This is a genomic window from Shewanella khirikhana (assembly GCF_003957745.1).
In the GTDB taxonomy this organism is placed as follows: Bacteria; Pseudomonadota; Gammaproteobacteria; order Enterobacterales; family Shewanellaceae; genus Shewanella; species Shewanella khirikhana.
On the sequence record NZ_CP020373.1, the window covers coordinates 193877 to 211273 of the forward strand.

The following is a 17397-nucleotide window of genomic DNA, read 5'->3' on the forward strand; positions in this document are numbered from 1 at the left end:
AACCCTTGCTCCGGGCCGCCCCCTGATTTGGCCCGGAGCTTTTCTCCCCAAATTTCTTTGCTTGCATCTGGAGCCACTATGTTAAATGCGGATTTGAAACAGCAGCTTAAGACTTATCTGCAAAATTTACGGCAGCACGTCAGACTCGTGGTGTCTGCCGATGACAGCAAAAAGTCACAGGAAATGCTCGACCTGGCCAACGACATCGCCTCCTTGTCTCCGTTGGTTTCAGTGACCAAGGCCAGGCTCGAGCGCTCCCCTGCCATGCAGGTGACCAATGACCAGGGCACTGACATTCGTTTTGCCGGTCTGCCCATGGGCCATGAATTTACCTCGCTGGTGCTGGCGCTGCTGCACACAGGCGGTCATCCACTGAAACTGGATGCCGAGGTAATTGAGCAGATAAAAGCCCTGCCGACCGAGCTTAAGTTCGAGACTTTTGTGTCTTTGACCTGCCAAAACTGCCCCGATGTGGTGCAGGCGCTGAACATGATGGCCGCCCTTAACCCCAAGGTCAGCAACACCATGGTGGATGGCGCCCTGTTCCAGGACGAAGTGGAATCACGGCAGATCATGGCGGTGCCATCGGTTTACCTCAATGGTGAACTCTTTGCCCAGGGCCGTATCAGCCTGAAAGAAATTCTGGCCAAGGTCGATACCCAGGCCAGTGCCCGCGAAGCCGAGGCGCTGACGCAAAAAGCGCCTTTCGAGGTGTTGATTGTGGGCGCAGGCCCTGCCGGTGCCTCAGCCGCTATCTACTCGGCCCGCAAAGGTCTGAGCACAGGTTTGGTTGCCGATCGCTTTGGTGGTCAGGTTACCGAAACCGTCGGTATCGAGAACTTTATTTCGGTGAAAGCGACCGAAGGCCCCAAGCTGGTGGCAAGCCTTGAAGCCCACGTTCGTGACTACGAAGTGGATATCATGGAAAGCCAGAAAGCGGTGCGTCTGAGTCAGTCTGCCGATGGCAATGGCCTGTATCAGGTTGAGCTGGCAAGCGGCGCGACGCTGGAAGGTAAAACCGTACTGCTGGCAACCGGTGCCCGCTGGCGCGAAATGAACGTGCCCGGCGAGAAAGAATACCGTGGCCGCGGCGTGGCTTACTGCCCGCACTGCGATGGCCCACTGTTCAAGGGCAAGCGCGTAGCTGTGATTGGTGGTGGTAACTCAGGTATTGAAGCCGCCATCGATTTGGCCAATATTGTGGAACACGTGACTGTGCTTGAGTTTGACAGCAAGCTGCGCGCCGACGAAGTGCTGGTTCGCAAGGCGCGTTCCATGGGCAATATCGACATCATCACCGAGGCGCAAACCACTGAAGTGAGCGGCGATGGCAACAAGGTGATCGGCTTGGTGTATACCGACCGTCGCAGCGGCGACAGCCACAGTGTGGAACTGGCCGGGATCTTCGTGCAAATCGGTCTGGTGCCGAACACCGAGTGGCTCAAGGGCACTCTGGAGCTGACTCCCCGCGGTGAAATTATCGTGGATGAGCGCGGCCAGACTTCCTTGCCAGGTGTGTTTGCCGCCGGGGATGTCACCAACTCAGCCTACAAGCAAATCATCATTGCCATGGGCAGTGGTGCAACGGCGAGTCTTGGTGCCTTTGATTACCTCATCCGTCACGGTGAGCAGGCTTCAACCCAGGCCGCCTGATTTAACCGCTTATTGATGCGCAGTGAAAAAGCCGGCCAGTGCCGGCTTTTTCATTCCCCGGTCGCACAGGCGAGGTCGGCCGTTCGTGCTATATTGTGTTTTATCGAGTTGAAAATGCAGGAACTTCAGGTGGATAAAGACGCCCGCTCCTTTGACGAAGCCCTCAGGGAAGAAACCCAGCAATATCTGCTGCGCGGCATGCTCTGGCTAAGCTCGGCCAGCCTGGTGTTGCTGTTGGTGACCTTGCTGAGCGTGTTGTTGTCACCCCATATGGGGGTGGAGTTCCTGGCAGCGCTGAAGGTTATTCTGCCATTTGGCGGCCTGTGTTTGCTGTTTATTTTGCTCTATTGGACTCGCTTTCAACACAGTGGCGGCAAAGAGTGGGCCTATGGTCACCTGGTGGCACTGGTGTGCGGCTGGCTGATTGTGATGGCGCTGTTTTCCAACGCCGGCACTGCGATGCTGACGGCGGTGGAAACCCTGTGCGATATCCTGACGCTGCTGATGGCAATAGCGCTGTTCCCCAGTCTGACATTAATGCTGGCCGCGGTGTTGCCGCTGCTGCTGTTTGCCGCGTTTTACCGTTATCAATTGGTGCCGGAAAGCTGGCTGTTCAACCTGGTGCGCACCTTAAGTTTAACCGTGCTGCTGCTCAGCGGTCGTCAGGTTATCTACAGCTGGTTTCGAAAAGCCGTGCGCCGCGATGTGGAAAAACATCGGCTACTCAAACACTTTCGCCGGATGGCGCTGGTGGATGGGCTCACAGGGCTCAGTAACAGGCGCCACTTTGATGAAATCCTCGAGCAGGAAATTCGAGCCGCGACCCGCACCGGCCATTCGCTGTGCCTTATTCTGATGGATATCGATTTCTTCAAACGCCTGAATGATGCCCTGGGTCATCAGGCCGGTGATGAGTGCCTGAAAAAAATGGGCAAACTGCTGTCGGGCGCCGCCAGCAGGCCGCGGGATCTGGCGGTCCGTTACGGCGGGGAAGAGTTTGCTATGCTGTTACCAGAGACTAACCTTGCCGGGGCCGAGGATATCGCCAACAAAGTGGCGCGGCTTTTGGTTGAGGCCAATATTGCCCATCCGGCATCGGACGTAAGCCAGAGCGTGAGTGTGTCTCAGGGGCTGGTGAAGTGGCAGGCGGGTATGGATAGTGAAAAACTGCTGGCCGCAGCCGATGAAGCCCTGTACGAAGCCAAGGAAATGGGCCGCAACCAATACCGGGTGGCCAGCATTTCAGCAGAATAATTCTCCCCCTTAGACATCCCCTCTGGTGATTTGTTCAAAAATCTAGCCCAAAAGTTTGCCAATTTGTTGCTGTGTCCTAGTCTTAAAGTCGGATACACCTGACAAATAAAGGGTTTTGTATGAAGCACAAGCTGGCAATCTGCCTCGGCGCGCTGATGTTGAGCGGGACGGCGTCGGCTGAGGTCAATATTTCTGGGTTTGCCTCTGTAGTCGGGGGCAAGGTATTGGAAGGCAGTGGGGTAGAGGAGTTTGGGCTTGAACCCACGTTCCTCGCCGATTATCCGCTGGTGGGGGCCTATACCGAAGAAATCAGTTTCGAGCCCGATACGCTGTTTGGCATACAGATATCGGCGGATCTGATGGACGGCTTGTCGGCCACGGCGCAGATAGTTTCGCGGGGGGCCAATGATTTCTCCGCCGACTTTGAGTGGGCCTACCTTTCCTACGAACTTAACGAACACTGGACGGTGCAGGCCGGTAAAAAACGCCTGCCGCTGTACTACTACAGTGACTTCTTCGATGTGGGCTATGCCTATCCGTGGATCCGTCCGCCCGCAGATAACTACACCTGGCAGATCTTCAACTACACAGGCGTGAGTGCCCTCTATAACTATTTGATTGGCGATTGGACCCTGACCGGTCAGGTGTACTTTGGCCGTGAGGATGATGAACCCAACAAGCTGCTGTCGGAGTTCTTTTTCGGCGATTCCACCCGGGAGATCTGGAAAGATATTGTCGGTATCGTGGCCCAGCTGAACTACGAATGGCTCGATATCCGACTCACCCACATGCAATACACCAATGAGCGCTACATAGGTGGTGAGCAGGTGGAATGGGACGGACAAACTGAGCGCGACGGCAAGTTTTATGGCCTGTCAGTGAATATCGACTGGAATAATCTGGTGGTGCTCAGCGAGATGAACCGCCTGACTCTGCAAGACTCTGATTTGGATACCTATCTGGTAACTGTTGGCTATCGGATCAAAGACTTTATGCCCTTCGTGTCTTATTCCGATTTCGATGATGGCAGCGAAATCCACAACACCACTTCTGTGGGGCTTCGCTGGGATTTCCATCCATCAGCCGCATTTAAAATCCAGTATGACGATGTGGAAGACAACGGCACGGGCGCAGGCACCCCTGATTCCTGGCGTGTAGCGGGGGATTCCAAGTCCATCAGCTTCGGCGTTGACCTGGTATTTTAGGAGAGAGCCATGAAAAAAGTAATTTACTCAATCCTATTGTGCCTGTGCTCAGTGCAGGCCTGGGCTGGCGTGGCAGTGATAGTTCACCCCAGCAATGGCGACAGTATCGATAAAAAAGCCATCGAGAACATTTACCTCGGCAAAACCAAGTCCTTCCCCGGCGGCGGACAGGCGGTGCCGGTAAACCTTGAGACTGGCCCGGTTCGGGAGGCGTTTGATACCAATGTGCTTGGTAAATCGTCCAGCCAGCTCAAGTCTTACTGGTCGCAGAAGGTATTTACCGGTAAAGGCACCCCGCCAAAAGAAGTTGCCAGTGCCGATGAAGTGATAGGCCTGGTTTCCTCCAACCCCAACATTATTGGCTATATTGATAGTAGTCAGGTAAATGGCTCGGTGAAGGTGGTTGCCGAGTTCTAACTGCCGGTGCCGGCGCCTGCCGGCACCCCTCTCAAGGGGCTGCTTATGACATGGTTTAACAACCTTTCTATCTTCAAAAAGGTCGGGGTCATCTTTGTGCTGTCAGTGGCCATATTCATGGTGAACCTCGGCATCAGCATTGTATCTATCAGCAAAAACCGCGACACCCTTGGTTTTATGGAAGATAAGATTTATCAAAGGGTTGAGCTGGCAAATCAAAACGTTATGTTGGTGCAGCGGCTGGAGGAGGTGTATACCCAGGCCGTGTCATTTGCCGATGAAGACTTGCTGGAGCAAGCCGGTACTCTGCATGAAAATCTTGCTACCAACTTGAAACAGCTGCAGGGCACGGACAAGGGCGAAGCCGATAAGCTGCAGGCGATGCTGACGGATTTGAGTACCTATAACGGCATGACCTTCGATCTGGCCAAAAGCATGCTTGATGGCACTGCGGACATGGCCAATATCGGCGTGATAAGCCAGAAAAAAACCGCCGCCTATGAAGGGGTGCTGGGGAAAATTCAGGCTTACAAACAAGCCAAAATTGCCGAATTCAAAAACACCATTAAAGAGGCGGGAGACCGCTCTGAAAACAGCCTGTGGATGACCATGGGCGTGGGTATTGCGCTGCTGCTGCTTATGGCCATAGTCACCATTTCCATTGCCCGCGCCATCAGTCGCAGTGCCAAAGATGTGGCCCGATCCTTGGGGGAACTTGCCGACGGCAAGGGCGATTTAAGCCATCAACTGCCGGTAAGTGGCAATGACGAGCTGGGACAGGTTGCCAATAATTTCAATCGCTTCCTTGGGCTGCTTGCTGAATCCATTCAGCGGGTGGTGAATGTGACCTCTCCCTTGCTGGACAGTGCCCACGATCTGAAAAACAAGATGGATGTCGCCACCGGAGCAACCGAACGCCAAAGCCAGGATGCTCAGGCGGTGCAGGGCTCAATGGAAGAGATGCGTCATTCGGTGACAGACATTTCCCACAATGCCAATCAGGCGGCTGAGGCGGCGCAGATAGCAGAGCGTGAGGCGATGGAGGGCATGTCGGTGGTGCAGCGCACCATAGATATTTCTCAGGAACTCAACGCCGAAATCGAAGTGGCTTCCAGTTCCATCAATGAGCTGGCCAAAGATACCGAGAGCGTGGGTTCCATCCTGAATGTGATCACCTCCATTGCTGAGCAGACCAACCTGTTGGCACTGAATGCAGCAATTGAGGCGGCCCGTGCCGGTGAGCAGGGCAGGGGCTTCGCTGTGGTAGCCGATGAGGTGCGGGCGCTGGCATCCAAGACTGCCGATGCCACCAAGGAAATCCGTGAAGTGCTTTCGCGGCTTAAAACGGCGGCCGAGTCCTCGGTCAGCACCATGACGGTGGCCATGTCCAAGTCGTCTGAAAACGAAGAGCACGCCCAGAAAACCGGTCAGGCACTAAAGACGATTCAGGAACAGATTGTCAGTATCAATGCCATGAATACCCATATTGCCAAGGCGACCGACGAACAGTCACAGGTTGCCTCACAAGTGGTTGATAATGTGGTGGATATGAATGCTTCATTCGAGCAGACCCTGATTATCCTCAATCAGGTGCATCAGGTGTCATCCGGGCTGTCTGATTTTGCTGAAGAGCTGCAAAGCGCCACCTCTCAGTTCAAACTCTAATCTTCTCTCCGTGGAAACTCAGGGATGAGTTCCGCTTTTCCAAAGCCGTTATTCCAGTCAGCCTGAATACAGCCAGAGTTTGTTATTACTGGCGGTAAATTCTGCTATTGGGTGAAACATGAAAACCATGCAAACGGCTCGGCAGCTTGCCGCAGTCATGATAATGGGCTCCTTGTTGGGGGGCTGCGCGCAGGCCCTGTGTGAGCTTCGCACCGACACAGACCCATACGATCCGGAAGCGGATCGCCGCAGCTGCGAAAAGGAAGTGGAAGACTATATGGATAGCCGGGCTGCAGAAAAGCAAAAGCGCCAGGATGCAGAGCAACAGGCGCTTTTGAATGAAGCCTTATCTGGACGGCGGACGCGCTAGGCGGCTGCTTTCCGGGCTTAGGCGGTGGTATCGATATTGTGGCCTATGTTACCAACCGGTGCTGACTTGGGTGCAGGTGCGGTGGCGGCGCTGATCAGATCGAGAGCAATTTGCCCCTCTACCTTTTGCTGATCCTTTGCCATCTGAGCAACCTTTACCCCAATGGCTCCGTGGCTCAGATTGGGTTCGATACTGCCTGAATTAATGCTGATAGCCATGAATTACCTCTTCGTTTGGTCAGATCCAGTTATCGGCTCCGTATCCCTAAACTTTAGCCCCGCAGCCTGTGTTTGCAAGCGCGGGGCGCCTGTTACTGGGCCGATTCACGCCCTGCCAGCAGCTTGCGACCAAAAATCAGGATAGCTGTCAGTACGATAGCGCCGACAATTAAGCCAACGGCCAACACCACATTTTGCAGTGAGGTTGGATCCCACACCAACATGGCGCCAAGGCCAACCATCATGATGCCCGACATCAGCTTCAGGGTTTGGCCCTCTTTCTCACTCAACTTGCGCTTGCCAAGGGTCATGGCAAACACCAGCACAATCAGCGCCAGCGGAATGACATAAACGATGTTGTACATCACCAGATAGAAATAACGCTCGGCAGCAGGCAGCTCGTGCATGGCCAGCACGCTGGTATAAATCATCGGGAAGCCTGCGGTGCACAGCAGCTCGTAGGCATTGGCCAGAATGGCCAGTACTGTGGTGCCGAGAATCATGGCGGTCATGGAGCTGGCGCTGGAGAGCTTGCCCATACGTTTAATCAGGCCCGTGCGCTTTTCGGCCGACATCGAAAGTGTTACTTCGCCTTTCTCAAAGAAGAAGTCTTTGACGTTGATGGTGCCGGCCACCAGGGCCAGCAAGCCCGCCGCCAGTATGATGGTGCCGCCATCGCCGTCGGCGCCCAGCAATTCAAACATGTTCAGCCAGGCAGTCATAAACAGGAAGTAGATAAAGCCTGAGAAGAACACGAAGATACCGCCCACAATCAACATACGGCTGCGGCTCTTGGCATTCACCATAATCGACAGCAAAAACAGCAACACAAAGAAGGCGCAGGGATTGAAGGCATCGACCCCGGCCAGCACCAGTGTGAGCAGTGGCAGCGACAGCTGATCCGGGGTCACTACCCCAATAAAGGGCAGCTCTACCGGCTGCACATCACTGCTGGCACTGCCGCCGCTATCGGCGCCTGAGTCACAGGTGCCCGACTCGGACGATGAGCTGCAGGTGCCAAAGAGTGGCTGCCCGGAGCCGCTTCCGGCGGTGGTGGCCATCACGCCTTCGTCATCGGCAACTACGCCGCCCAGGCTGCGATAGCAGTCTTTGAGTCTGCCAAGCAGAAACTGGCCGGTTACCTCGGCGCTGCTGTACCCCACGCTGGCCTTGCCACAAATGGCAAAGAAGGGCACTGAACGGGTGTCAGTTCCTGTTGCTTTGGCTACCTCCAGCCATTTGTCCCGTGCGCCGTGGGCGGTGATCATATAGGACTCAAGCGAAATCCATGGGTACTTCTCGGGTAAGGCGTCGATAAACGGGTGTGCTTCGGCGCAGTGGGGGCAGGTCTTGGACCAAAAGAAATACAGCTTCACCACCGGCTTGCCGTTGTCATCGACCTGATGCCAAATCGGCCCGTTATCATCATGCCCTTCGTGGGCGCTGACGGGTAAAGCGAAAAGAGAAATAAAGAAAAGCAGTGGGATTAACAGTGCGCGGACCATATGGCCTCCAAACCCGCTTCCCGCGGGGAGCAAAGACAAAACTCTCTGTCTTTACTTTACTGAAAACCATCCGGCGAACTAAATCGGCCTGTCAAAACTGTAAATTGCATCAGAAAATCACCCCATTATGCGAACAAGGCATGGGGTGATTTGGCTGCATTTATCTTGTCAGAGGGCGTTGTCGTTTGCGGTGGAACCCGCCAACATTTGGGTTGCAGGGGATTCCTGAGCGCACCACTTAAGGGTGAGTTCACGGGTTTCTGAATCCACAGCGGTTCGGATCCGGCTCACCATGGGGCCACCAAAACCTTCCTTGCCCAGAAATTCTTTTACCCGTTCAATGCGGCGCTCGGCCAGCCACATGTTGTACTTCTGCAGCGCTTCGTCACCCTGATTACGGTTGAACTCGAACTCCAGCAGCAAATAGCCTTCGCGGGTATCGGCGCTGTTTTGGTAGGTTTCGAGCAGCTGCTTGAGGGTATTGCTGCCCTCGGCATTGAAGTACGAACTGTTTTTATCAAAACCCACGCTGCCGAGTACTGTGCTGTCCTCGCAGGCTGCGCTGGCTGTGAATGCTGCAAAACAGAATAGTGCGGTAATATATTTTAACATCCTTCACCTTTAAAGAACAAAATCCTGTATAACTACTGTTCTTTGGTGAGTCAATGTAAGCGATCACTTCGCTGATTTCAATTTGTCTGACAGGGGTTTAGGGTCTGACGTGCCCTTAAATTGAAACGTCAGAAATCGAACATCCCATGGTTGTTGGGATGCAGGCTTTTCAGCCGACAGAGGTGTCATTATTTTGGCTGAAAAAAATTTTTTACACCCTTGATAATAAACTCGCCAGACCAGTGTTTTTTTTGCTATAACACAACTAATTTGTGCACAACTTAACGCATGTGAGGCAAGACGGTGCAAGATTCTCTGGCGTTGGACCGACAGGTCTGTTTTTCCCTTTACCGGGCGAGCAATGCAATGATCCGGGCGTACCGCCCGATTTTGGACGGTTTGGGGCTGACCTATCCGCAATATCTGGTGATGTTGGTGTTGTGGGAAGAGGAGGGCCTCAGCGTGAAGTCTCTGGGCGAACGGCTACATCTGGATTCCGGCACCCTGACACCGCTGCTTAAGCGGCTCGAAAGCAAGGGGCTGGTCAGTCGTGGCCGCAGTGAACAGGATGAGCGGGTGCGGGTGTTGCACCTCACCGATGAAGGTCGCATGCTTAAACTGGGCGCCAGGGATATTCCCGACAGGATGCGCTGCATGGTCGGGGCCGGTCTGGATGAGCTGACCGAACTTAAGCGCCTGTGTGATAAAGCGGCCAAATTGCTGGAGCGGGAAATATCGTGAGCAAACACGTGGATGTGCTGGTGGTTGGCGGGGGCATTAACGGTGTGGGCGTAGCCCAGTTTGCCGCTGCCGCAGGCTACAGCGTGCTGTTGGTCGAGCGGGGGCGCGTTGGCGGCGAAACCTCGGGCAACTCCAGCAAGCTCATCCACGGCGGCCTGCGTTATCTTGAAAGCTTCCAACTTGATTTGGTGCGAACATCCCTCGCAGCCCGACGCACATTGCTTCGGCTTGCGCCCGGCCTGGTCAAAGCCGTTCCCTTTTATATTCCCATCTATCGTCACAGCCAGCGCGGCGCCCTGACCATCCGTGCCGGGCTGTCTTTGTACGGGCTTTTATCTGAATTTGACCCCCTTGGCCGCTTCAGAAAGCTGCCACGCAGCGAATGGCAAACCCTCGATGGGCTTGCCACCGATGGTCTTGAAACCGTATTTCAGTATTGGGATGCGCAAACCGACGACAGCCTGTTGTGCGAGGCGGTAGCCCACAGCGCCAGGCTGCTTGGGGCCGAGGTATGGGAGCAATCCCGGGTAGAGCAAATTCGTCATCGCGGCGATGGCTGCGAAATCGATATCCTTGCTCAGGGCCAATCGCTCGCCATCTCTGCCGGACTGGTGGTTAACGCTTGCGGCCCCTGGGTCAATGAGCTGCTTGGCTGCGTGTCGCCGCCCACAACCAGCTTGCCAATTGACTGGGTACAGGGCTCGCATCTGCTGTTGGAGATAGCGCCGCCGAGCGGCATCATGTATCTGGAGTCCCCGGTCGATCAGCGGGTGGTGTTTGTGATGCCCTGGTACGGCAAAACGCTGGTTGGCACCACAGAAACCCGTCTGGCCAGCCTGGATGCCAGGCCCGAGCTCACCGAGGCTGAGCGGCGCTATTTACTGGCGCTTTACTGCCGCTATTTCCCCGGCGCCGGCAGTGCCGACGAGGTTGCGGGCAAGATTTGCGGCAGCTTCTGTGGGGTGCGGGTGCTGCCCAAGGTCAATGGTGATGCCTTTAACGCCCCGCGGGATACCCTGATGCACACCAATGTGTCCCATCCCAGGCTGCTCAGTATCTATGGCGGTAAGCTCACCACCTTCAGAGCCAGCAGCGCTGAAGTGCTCGACTGGATTAAAGCGCGGCTGGGATCCCGCCCCAGTGTCGCCGATGTCGATAAGCTGATGCTGCATGCTGCGCCATCCCGGGATGATTTTGCCTCGCAAACAGGCTAAAGTGTGCGCCGATTTTGTGAGGAGAACCGTCAGTGAGCTGTGATTACTTTGCCAAAGGCCTTTGCCAGTCCTGCCGTTTAATGCCAACCAGCGTTGATAAACAGCTGGAGGATAAGCAGCAGCGGCTGCAGTCTTTGCTGGCTGAATTGCCGGTGGAGCAGTATTTGCCTGCGGTGTCCGGCGCTGAGTTCGGTTTTCGCAACAAAGCCAAAATGGTGGTGATGGGGGCTGCGCACCAGCCGGTACTGGGGATCCCAGGGCCTGATGGCACGCCGGTAAGTTTGACCCAGTGCCCCCTGTATCCATCTGATATGCAAAGCTTACTCGCAGAGCTTGAGGGCTTTGTGCGCCGCGCCGGGATCCCGCCTTACCGGGTCGACAAGGCAAAGGGCGAGCTTAAATTTATTCTGCTGACCCGCAGTGCGGTGCGTGGCGAGTTTATGCTGCGCTTTGTGCTTCGCAGCAAAGATGCCATTGCCCGTATTGAGCGGGAACTGCCAGCCTTGCTGACTGCGTTTCCCGCCATCAAGGTGGTGTCGGTGAATCTGCAGCCGGTTCATATGGCAAGGCTTGAAGGGGACGAGGAAATCTTCCTGACCGAAGCGACCCGGCTGGAGGAAGTCTTTAATGGGGTGCCACTGTTTATCCGGCCCAAGAGCTTTTTCCAGACCAATCCAGAAGTGGCAGCAAGCCTTTATGCCACTGCGGCAAATTGGGTGGATGAACTTGCGCCTCAAAGCCTGTGGGATCTGTTCTGTGGTGTGGGCGGCTTTGGCCTGCACTGTGCCAGTGCCGACTTGCCGGTAACGGGCATCGAGATTGAGGCGGAAGCCATCGACTGTGCCAAAACCTCTGCCAGGGCGCTGGGGCTTGAGAACCTGTCATTTGCCGCGCTCGACTCCACTGACTTTGCCAAAGGGCAGCAAGCTGCGCAGGTGCCCGAGGTGATTATTGTTAATCCACCCCGGCGCGGCATTGGCGAGGCACTGTGCCACAGCCTGTCTGAGTTTGCCCCCAGGGCCATTCTGTACTCGAGCTGTAATCCCGAGACCCTGGCCAAGGATCTGGCACTGATTTCGGGCTATCGCATCGCCCGGGTGCAGCTTTTCGATATGTTCCCCCACAGCGACCACTTTGAGGTGCTGTGTCTGCTGCTCAAACAGCAATAAAGCCCGCGTTTCAACTGACTAAAATACAGGTCTGCGCCAGCGCAGGCTGATGGCGGCGCCGCCGAGGCGCCCTGAGTTGTCGACCCTGAGCTTACCCTGATGCCAGATGGCAATTTTGCGGACAATATAGAGCCCCAGGCCGTAGCCTGAGCTGTTTGGGCTGCTGCCGCGCTGAAATGCCTGGCGCAGGTCTTTGTCGGTATCGGCGATGCCGGGGCCATCATCTTCCACGGTAAGGCACCAATGACGCGGCTCGGCTACCAGGGTGATGCGTATTTGTTTATCGGCGTATTTCAGCGCATTGGCAATCAGGTTCTGGCCGGCCAAATCCATGCTGAGGGGGTCAAGCAGCACCTTGCCGGCCGTCAGCTTGCAGTCGACTTCTCCTTCGAGCGTTATCGCGCTCTGATACACGGAAAACTTCTCCAGCAGCGCCGAGATAAAGGCATCGGCATCCTGCCAGTCACGGGTTTGCTCGCCCTGTTGATGCTCAACCCGCGCAAACGACAGGTAGTTTTTGGTGAGCTCTTCAATCTGGTCGATATCCTGGCTGAGCCGGTTTAAATAGTCCCCCGGCAGATTGTCTTTCGACAGCTCCAACACAAAGCGCATTCTTGATAGCGGAGTGCGGATCTCATGGGACATGGTGCGCGATAAATCCCTGTGCAGCCTTAAAAAATCCATGATTTGCGCGGTCATGGTTTCAAATCCCTGCGCCAGCGGATAAATGGCCGAGCGTGGGCCAATACCGGTTTTCAGCCGCTTGGGATGACGGCCAAAATCCACCGCCTGACTTTGCAGCAGGCTTAGGTCTTTAAACACCCGCCCAATCAGCAGCAATATCGCCAGCGCCAGACTGGCATACAGCAGGGGGATGAGCGGGGTGATATCGCCGCTGCCATTGCGCATCGGCACTGGCCCCATTTGCCTTAAGCTGCCGTCTGGATTTTGCTGATAGAAATACTGCTCGCCGCTATCCAGACTCAGGGAAATGATTTTGCCGTTTGCCAGTTTATCGGTGAGCTCTTTTGAGAAGGCGATGGTATTGGCAGGCAGGGTTTTGAATTCCAGTTGCCCTTCTGCCAGCAGCGCTTCTACATCGAGGCTGTAGCCGTAGGCCTCTTCCGAGGCGCTGTAAATCAGGTTGAATGACCAGACGATAAGCGCGCAGGAGGCAATGATAAGCACAAACAGCCGGATCAGCTGACGCCTCATATTGCCTCATCCAGACTGAAGCTCAGCAAGTAGCCCCGGCCATGGACGGTGCGGATACTGAGGCCGGGCACGGCAATTTTTTCAAGCTTACGCCGCAGGCGGGAGATCTTAAGATCCATCGCCCGATCGAGGCCGTCATACTCGCGGCCAATAAATTGCTCGAACAGATATTCGCGGCTCAGTACCTCGTCCAGCCGGTGGACAAAAATCCACATCAGCTCGGTTTCCTGGGTAGTCAGCGGGTAGTTTTGCTCACCAAAACACAGTTGCTGGTGGGCCTTGTGTAAGCTCAGGCCGCGGCGCTGCCAAAGCTGTTTATCTTCGCCGGGCGCAGTTTTAAGACGCGCTTTTATCCGCGCCAGCAGCAGGCTTGGCACCACGGGTTTGCTGATGTAGTCGGCGGCGCCAAGCTCCAGGCCGCGAATTTCATCTTCGCTGTCGGCAAGGGCGGTCATAAAAATAATCGGCGCGTTCAGGTGGCCGCTGAGGGTAGGAAAGGCACTGAAGCCATCCTGGCCGGGCAGCATGACATCGCACAGTGCCAGCGCGATGGTTTTGCCTTGCACCAGCTTGAGTGCCAGTTCCACCGAGGGCGCATGAAGTACTTCAAATCCCTGATTCGACAGGAAAGTCACAATAAGCTCTGCCAGCGGCAGATCGTCTTCTATCAGCAGCAGGGTATGAGTTACAGCAGATCCCAATTGAGTCCCCTCCGTTTGCGTTTGGGTGCCGGCTGGAACAGGGCGACCGAAATCTCGGTGCGCATGATAACCCGTGAGTTCATATCGCGGATTTCCAACATGGTGTCTTCTTCCAGCGCTAACGATAGCTGTTCATTCAAAGCCTTGAGTCCAATATAACAGCGTCTGGGGCTGGCTTCGTGGCTGAGCCACAGACACAGGTTTTGCTCAGTTTCGCCCTCGTAAGACACAGACACATCGAAGCGGCAGGGCAGTTGATCGCTGCTGGTGGCGCAGGCCTTGGGCACCACCTGAAGCTCGCCCGCCGTCAGCGGCAGACTCAGTAACAGCAGGATAAGGCGGACAATGTTTTTCATGCAGTCTCCTTAAAAGCTGTAACTGACACCGACAAACCCGGCGAAATAGCTGTCAGCATCGATAAGGACGCTGTCGCGGATGGGTTTGCCGAGTTGGGTGTGTTTAAGGGTGGTAACAAAGGTCAGGCTGTCGGTAATGGGAACGTTCAGCACGGCTTTGACATACCAGTTGGTGGCCGCTTCCATCGGTTTTAATCGAATGGGACGCGCGAATTCCTCCGGGCGGACGTTGTAGTAGTAGTCGACCAGGTCGGCATTTTTGTAGACGCCGCCAGCTTCGAGCCCGAGGGCGCCCCAGGACCAGCCGAAGGCTTTGCGGGCACTCAATTGCCATTCATAGCCATTGTGCACCCCGGTGACATCATGAAAGACGCCCGTGGTCAGATCAAACGCCGGGGTGTACCAGGTGGCGCTTATTCCGGCCATGTAAGAGAGTTTGCGCTCGACCGCAGGTGGCGGCTCTACTTCCCGGCCAGGGCGGGTTATGGGTTCGCGAATGGGGGTAAAGCCCATGATGTCGGACAGCAGCAGCTTACCTACGCCGTCGTATTCGAAAAAGATGCCGTCATCATTGAGCTGGCCCTGAAGATCGACCGAGATCCAGTCGTTTTCATACAGGCTGTAACCCAGGGTGAAGTTTTCCACATAGAAACGATCGCCATAGTAATACCAACTCGGCAACACATAGGTGGTGATGTTTTCGGTTTTGGCTCTGGGGTTTTCCAGCATGCCGTAGCCCAGCGCCAGGGAAACCTGCCAGTCGCCCGGGGTGACCTGCTGCAATTCCTCGGCGCGGGCGCCGCTACACAGGGGCAGCAGGATCAACAACAATCGGAAATACTTCATCTAATGTCGGTGCCTTATGTGGAACTGTGGGCGTTTCTTTTCTGAACGCCTTCTTATGCACAGCCTACCACCGCCGACTGTGAATTTAAGCAAAATTAACAAAGAGCGTACAAAATGCTACAGCAATTTCCATGCTGTTCACCTTATACCTATGGGCCAGCCGGTGTGTTCCGGCTATGCCCGCTAAAAAGTGCAATGGATGTGCTTTGGGCACACTGCCGGTAGTGAGTGTCGGCAGTTGCACGGCAAGGGAGCGACTGCACCGGGTTGTCCCTGGCAACCGCATTTCATTGTCCTGTGATTCCATGTTGGAACCCACCGCTTCGGCGGTGGTCTTTTCTGTCAACTCCATGCAATAAAGATGTCATAATCTGAGGCCGAATCTTTGCGGGAGATGCGTATTTATGTGGCAGATTTTTGTGCGTTTTTTCATGCTGGGCCTCACCAGCTTTGGCGGTCCTGCCGCTCATATCGGTTACTTCAGACACACCTTTGTCAATGAACTCAATTGGGTCGATGAGCGCCGCTTTGGGGCGCTGGTAGCCCTGTCGCAGTTTCTGCCGGGGCCTGGTTCTAGCCAGCTGGGCTTTGCCATTGGTCTGACCCGCGGTGGCTTGGGCGGCGCCATTGCCGCCTTCGTTGGTTTTACGCTGCCGTCGGCGATGCTGATGTACCTGCTGGCGGTGACCAGCGCCAACCTTCTGGGGCAATCCTGGTTTGAGGGGCTTATCCACGGCCTGAAACTCCTGGCGGTAGTGGTGGTGATGGATGCCTGTCTGGGCATGTTTCGCCAGTTTTGCCAAAACACGGTTGCCAGGCTGATTATGGCGGCCAGCACCATAGCCCTGCTGCTGTTTGGCCTCAGCTGGGTGCAGTTTGTGGTGCTGGGGCTTGCCGCTGTGGTGGGCGTTGGCTATTTGTCGCCGGCCGGTGAAGCGGGCGGCAAACTGGCCGGGATTGGCTGGGGCTGGCTGCTTGCCTTTGCCCTGCTGCTTGGCGGCGCGTTTTATGGCGTCGATGCCTTCAGTGGCGGCAGCGAAGCCTGGCTGGGGGCGGTGAACTTCCAGGCCGGTTCGCTGGTGTTTGGTGGTGGCCATGTGGTGCTGCCTTTGCTTGAAGGACACTTCAGCGAGCTGATGTCGGCCGACCGCTTCTTAACCGGGTACGCGGCGGCGCAGGCCATTCCTGGCCCCATGTTTACCCTGGCGACATTTTTGGGCGCCGATGCGGCCACGGGCGATGCAGTGTTTGGTGCATTGATTGCCACCCTGGCCATCTTCCTGCCGGGCTTTTTGTTGCTGCTGGCCTTCCTGCCCGCCTGGGAAGGGCTTAGTCAGCGTCCAAGAATTGCAGGCGCCGTGGCGGGGGTGAATGCCGCCGTGGTCGGGCTGCTGCTGAGTGCTTTGTATCAGCCGATTTGGCTCTCTGCGGTCGCAGGGCCAATTGACATGGCGCTGGTGGTAGCGGGTTTTGCCGCACTCAAAGTGCTGAGGTTGCCGATATTGGCGCTGGTGGCAGGATTTGCGCTGGTCGGTGGCCTTTGGCTGTAGCCGCTTGGATATAGCCGCTGAGGTTGTGGCGGAAGTAGCGATAGTCATGTAAACCACAGCAATAAAAAAACCAGCGCATTGCGCTGGTTTTTTATTTAGCTGTTAGCCAGTTACATGCCAAGGAATGACTTGGACTTGGTCTTGCGGATTTCTTTTTCATCAGACCATTCGATAAGGCCGGTTTCCAAATCCATCAGACGCATGGTCATCTTGTAGTACACATCCTTGGTGCTGCCTTCCTGCTTAACAATGCTCGACAGGTTGCCATAGAGCATGTACTGGGCGCCGATTTGACGGCCGAAGCGGATAGCGGTGGATGGGTCAACCATGCCGGAATTGTTCTGGTAATCCAGTTGCTTGCGTACTGAGTCTACCTTGGTCATGTCGATAAAACGGAACTTGCCTGAGCGCAGCAGCTTGTTGCTGATAGAGTCGGTGACTGACTCAGTATCAATATGCTCGGAGGTTTTGTTCTTGATTTTGTCCACAAAAATGATTGGACGCTCGTTGGCGGTAATGGCCACCACAGGTGGGAAGGTCAGCATGCTGTCGACCATCTTGGAGGTGATCGCCTGCAGATCGGTGGAACCGAAGTTCTCGTTCACCGTTTCCACTTCGGTGGCATCGCCGTACTCAACCTTGGATTGACAGGCGCCGAGTCCCAGGGACGCTGCCAGGATGAAAATCAGTTTAAAGTGTTTCATAG

Annotated in this window: 18 protein-coding genes; 10 read left to right on the forward strand and 8 right to left on the reverse strand. The window is 55.4% G+C overall.

Annotation, left to right across the window (positions count from 1 at the left end; genetic code table 11):
* Positions 1 to 78: 78 nt before the first annotated feature.
* The 6 genes from ahpF to STH12_RS00765 all read left to right on the forward strand — a co-directional run bounded on the left by ahpF (position 79) and on the right by STH12_RS00765 (position 6564).
* A complete protein-coding gene (gene ahpF / locus STH12_RS00740) occupies positions 79 to 1653 on the forward strand; it encodes an alkyl hydroperoxide reductase subunit F (RefSeq protein WP_126165785.1) in 1575 nt (524 codons plus the stop codon).
* Positions 1654 to 1767: 114 nt separating this feature from the next.
* Positions 1768 to 2907 (forward strand): GGDEF domain-containing protein, encoded by a 1140-nt coding sequence (locus STH12_RS00745; protein ID WP_237158698.1) that lies wholly within the window; start codon positions 1768 to 1770, stop codon positions 2905 to 2907.
* A 119-nt stretch (positions 2908 to 3026) separates the two neighbouring features.
* Entirely contained in the window at positions 3027 to 4112 is a 1086-nt protein-coding gene (locus STH12_RS00750; RefSeq protein ID WP_126165786.1) for a porin, read from the forward strand.
* Between the two features lie 9 nt (positions 4113 to 4121).
* Positions 4122 to 4529: a type 2 periplasmic-binding domain-containing protein gene (locus tag STH12_RS00755; RefSeq protein WP_126165787.1), complete on the forward strand. Its 408-nt coding sequence runs from the start codon at positions 4122 to 4124 to the stop codon at positions 4527 to 4529.
* 45 nt (positions 4530 to 4574) lie between these two features.
* Positions 4575 to 6194, forward strand: coding sequence for a methyl-accepting chemotaxis protein (locus STH12_RS00760; protein WP_126165788.1), 1620 nt, complete (start codon positions 4575 to 4577; stop codon positions 6192 to 6194).
* A gap of 118 nt (positions 6195 to 6312) precedes the next feature.
* The gene (locus tag STH12_RS00765) at positions 6313 to 6564 is read left to right on the forward strand and encodes a hypothetical protein (protein ID WP_126165789.1); all 252 of its coding nucleotides are present in this window, start codon (positions 6313 to 6315) and stop codon (positions 6562 to 6564) included.
* Positions 6565 to 6581: 17 nt separating this feature from the next.
* Here the strand turns inward: STH12_RS00765 and STH12_RS00770 are convergent, their stop codons facing one another.
* From STH12_RS00770 to STH12_RS00780, 3 genes are all read right to left on the reverse strand, one after another.
* Entirely contained in the window at positions 6582 to 6782 is a 201-nt protein-coding gene (locus STH12_RS00770) for a cytoplasmic protein (protein ID WP_126165790.1), read from the reverse strand.
* Between the two features lie 92 nt (positions 6783 to 6874).
* Positions 6875 to 8287 (reverse strand): TlpA family protein disulfide reductase, encoded by a 1413-nt coding sequence (locus tag STH12_RS00775; protein ID WP_126165791.1) that lies wholly within the window; start codon positions 8285 to 8287, stop codon positions 6875 to 6877.
* 168 nt (positions 8288 to 8455) lie between these two features.
* On the reverse strand, positions 8456 to 8899 hold the full coding sequence (locus tag STH12_RS00780; protein WP_126165792.1) for an OmpA family protein: 444 nt from the start codon (positions 8897 to 8899) through the stop codon (positions 8456 to 8458).
* Between the two features lie 303 nt (positions 8900 to 9202).
* Here STH12_RS00780 and ohrR point away from each other — a divergent pair, with 303 nt between their 5' ends.
* The 3 genes from ohrR (at position 9203) to rlmC (ending at position 12023) form a co-directional block, all read left to right on the forward strand.
* Positions 9203 to 9640, forward strand: a complete 438-nt coding sequence (gene ohrR / locus STH12_RS00785) for a transcriptional regulator OhrR (RefSeq protein WP_126165793.1) — start codon at positions 9203 to 9205, stop codon at positions 9638 to 9640.
* Entirely contained in the window at positions 9637 to 10854 is a 1218-nt protein-coding gene (locus tag STH12_RS00790) for a glycerol-3-phosphate dehydrogenase/oxidase (RefSeq protein ID WP_237158699.1), read from the forward strand. Before ohrR ends, STH12_RS00790 begins: the two co-directional genes overlap by 4 nt.
* Before the next feature lie 80 nt (positions 10855 to 10934).
* Positions 10935 to 12023, forward strand: coding sequence for a 23S rRNA (uracil(747)-C(5))-methyltransferase RlmC (rlmC, locus tag STH12_RS00795; RefSeq protein ID WP_237158837.1), 1089 nt, complete (start codon positions 10935 to 10937; stop codon positions 12021 to 12023).
* An 18-nt stretch (positions 12024 to 12041) separates the two neighbouring features.
* Here the strand turns inward: rlmC and STH12_RS00800 are convergent, their stop codons facing one another.
* Genes STH12_RS00800 through STH12_RS00815 form a run of 4 tightly spaced genes read right to left on the reverse strand, consistent with a single transcriptional unit; the run spans position 12042 to position 15141 of the window.
* On the reverse strand, positions 12042 to 13238 hold the full coding sequence (locus STH12_RS00800; protein WP_126165795.1) for a sensor histidine kinase: 1197 nt from the start codon (positions 13236 to 13238) through the stop codon (positions 12042 to 12044).
* The gene (locus STH12_RS00805) at positions 13235 to 13939 is read right to left on the reverse strand and encodes a response regulator transcription factor (protein ID WP_126165796.1); all 705 of its coding nucleotides are present in this window, start codon (positions 13937 to 13939) and stop codon (positions 13235 to 13237) included. The genes STH12_RS00800 and STH12_RS00805 overlap by 4 nt, the downstream gene beginning before the upstream one ends.
* Complete coding sequence (locus STH12_RS00810; RefSeq protein ID WP_126165797.1) at positions 13924 to 14295, reverse strand: DUF3019 domain-containing protein; 372 nt, start codon at positions 14293 to 14295, stop codon at positions 13924 to 13926. The genes STH12_RS00805 and STH12_RS00810 overlap by 16 nt, the downstream gene beginning before the upstream one ends.
* Before the next feature lie 9 nt (positions 14296 to 14304).
* Positions 14305 to 15141, reverse strand: coding sequence for a MipA/OmpV family protein (locus STH12_RS00815; RefSeq protein ID WP_126165798.1), 837 nt, complete (start codon positions 15139 to 15141; stop codon positions 14305 to 14307).
* 404 nt (positions 15142 to 15545) lie between these two features.
* Here STH12_RS00815 and chrA point away from each other — a divergent pair, with 404 nt between their 5' ends.
* A complete protein-coding gene (gene chrA, locus STH12_RS00820; protein ID WP_126165799.1) occupies positions 15546 to 16691 on the forward strand; it encodes a chromate efflux transporter in 1146 nt (381 codons plus the stop codon).
* Positions 16692 to 16801: 110 nt separating this feature from the next.
* Here chrA and lpoB read toward each other — a convergent pair whose 3' ends face one another.
* A complete protein-coding gene (lpoB, locus tag STH12_RS00825; RefSeq protein ID WP_164551116.1) occupies positions 16802 to 17395 on the reverse strand; it encodes a penicillin-binding protein activator LpoB in 594 nt (197 codons plus the stop codon).
* Positions 17396 to 17397: the final 2 nt, after the last annotated feature.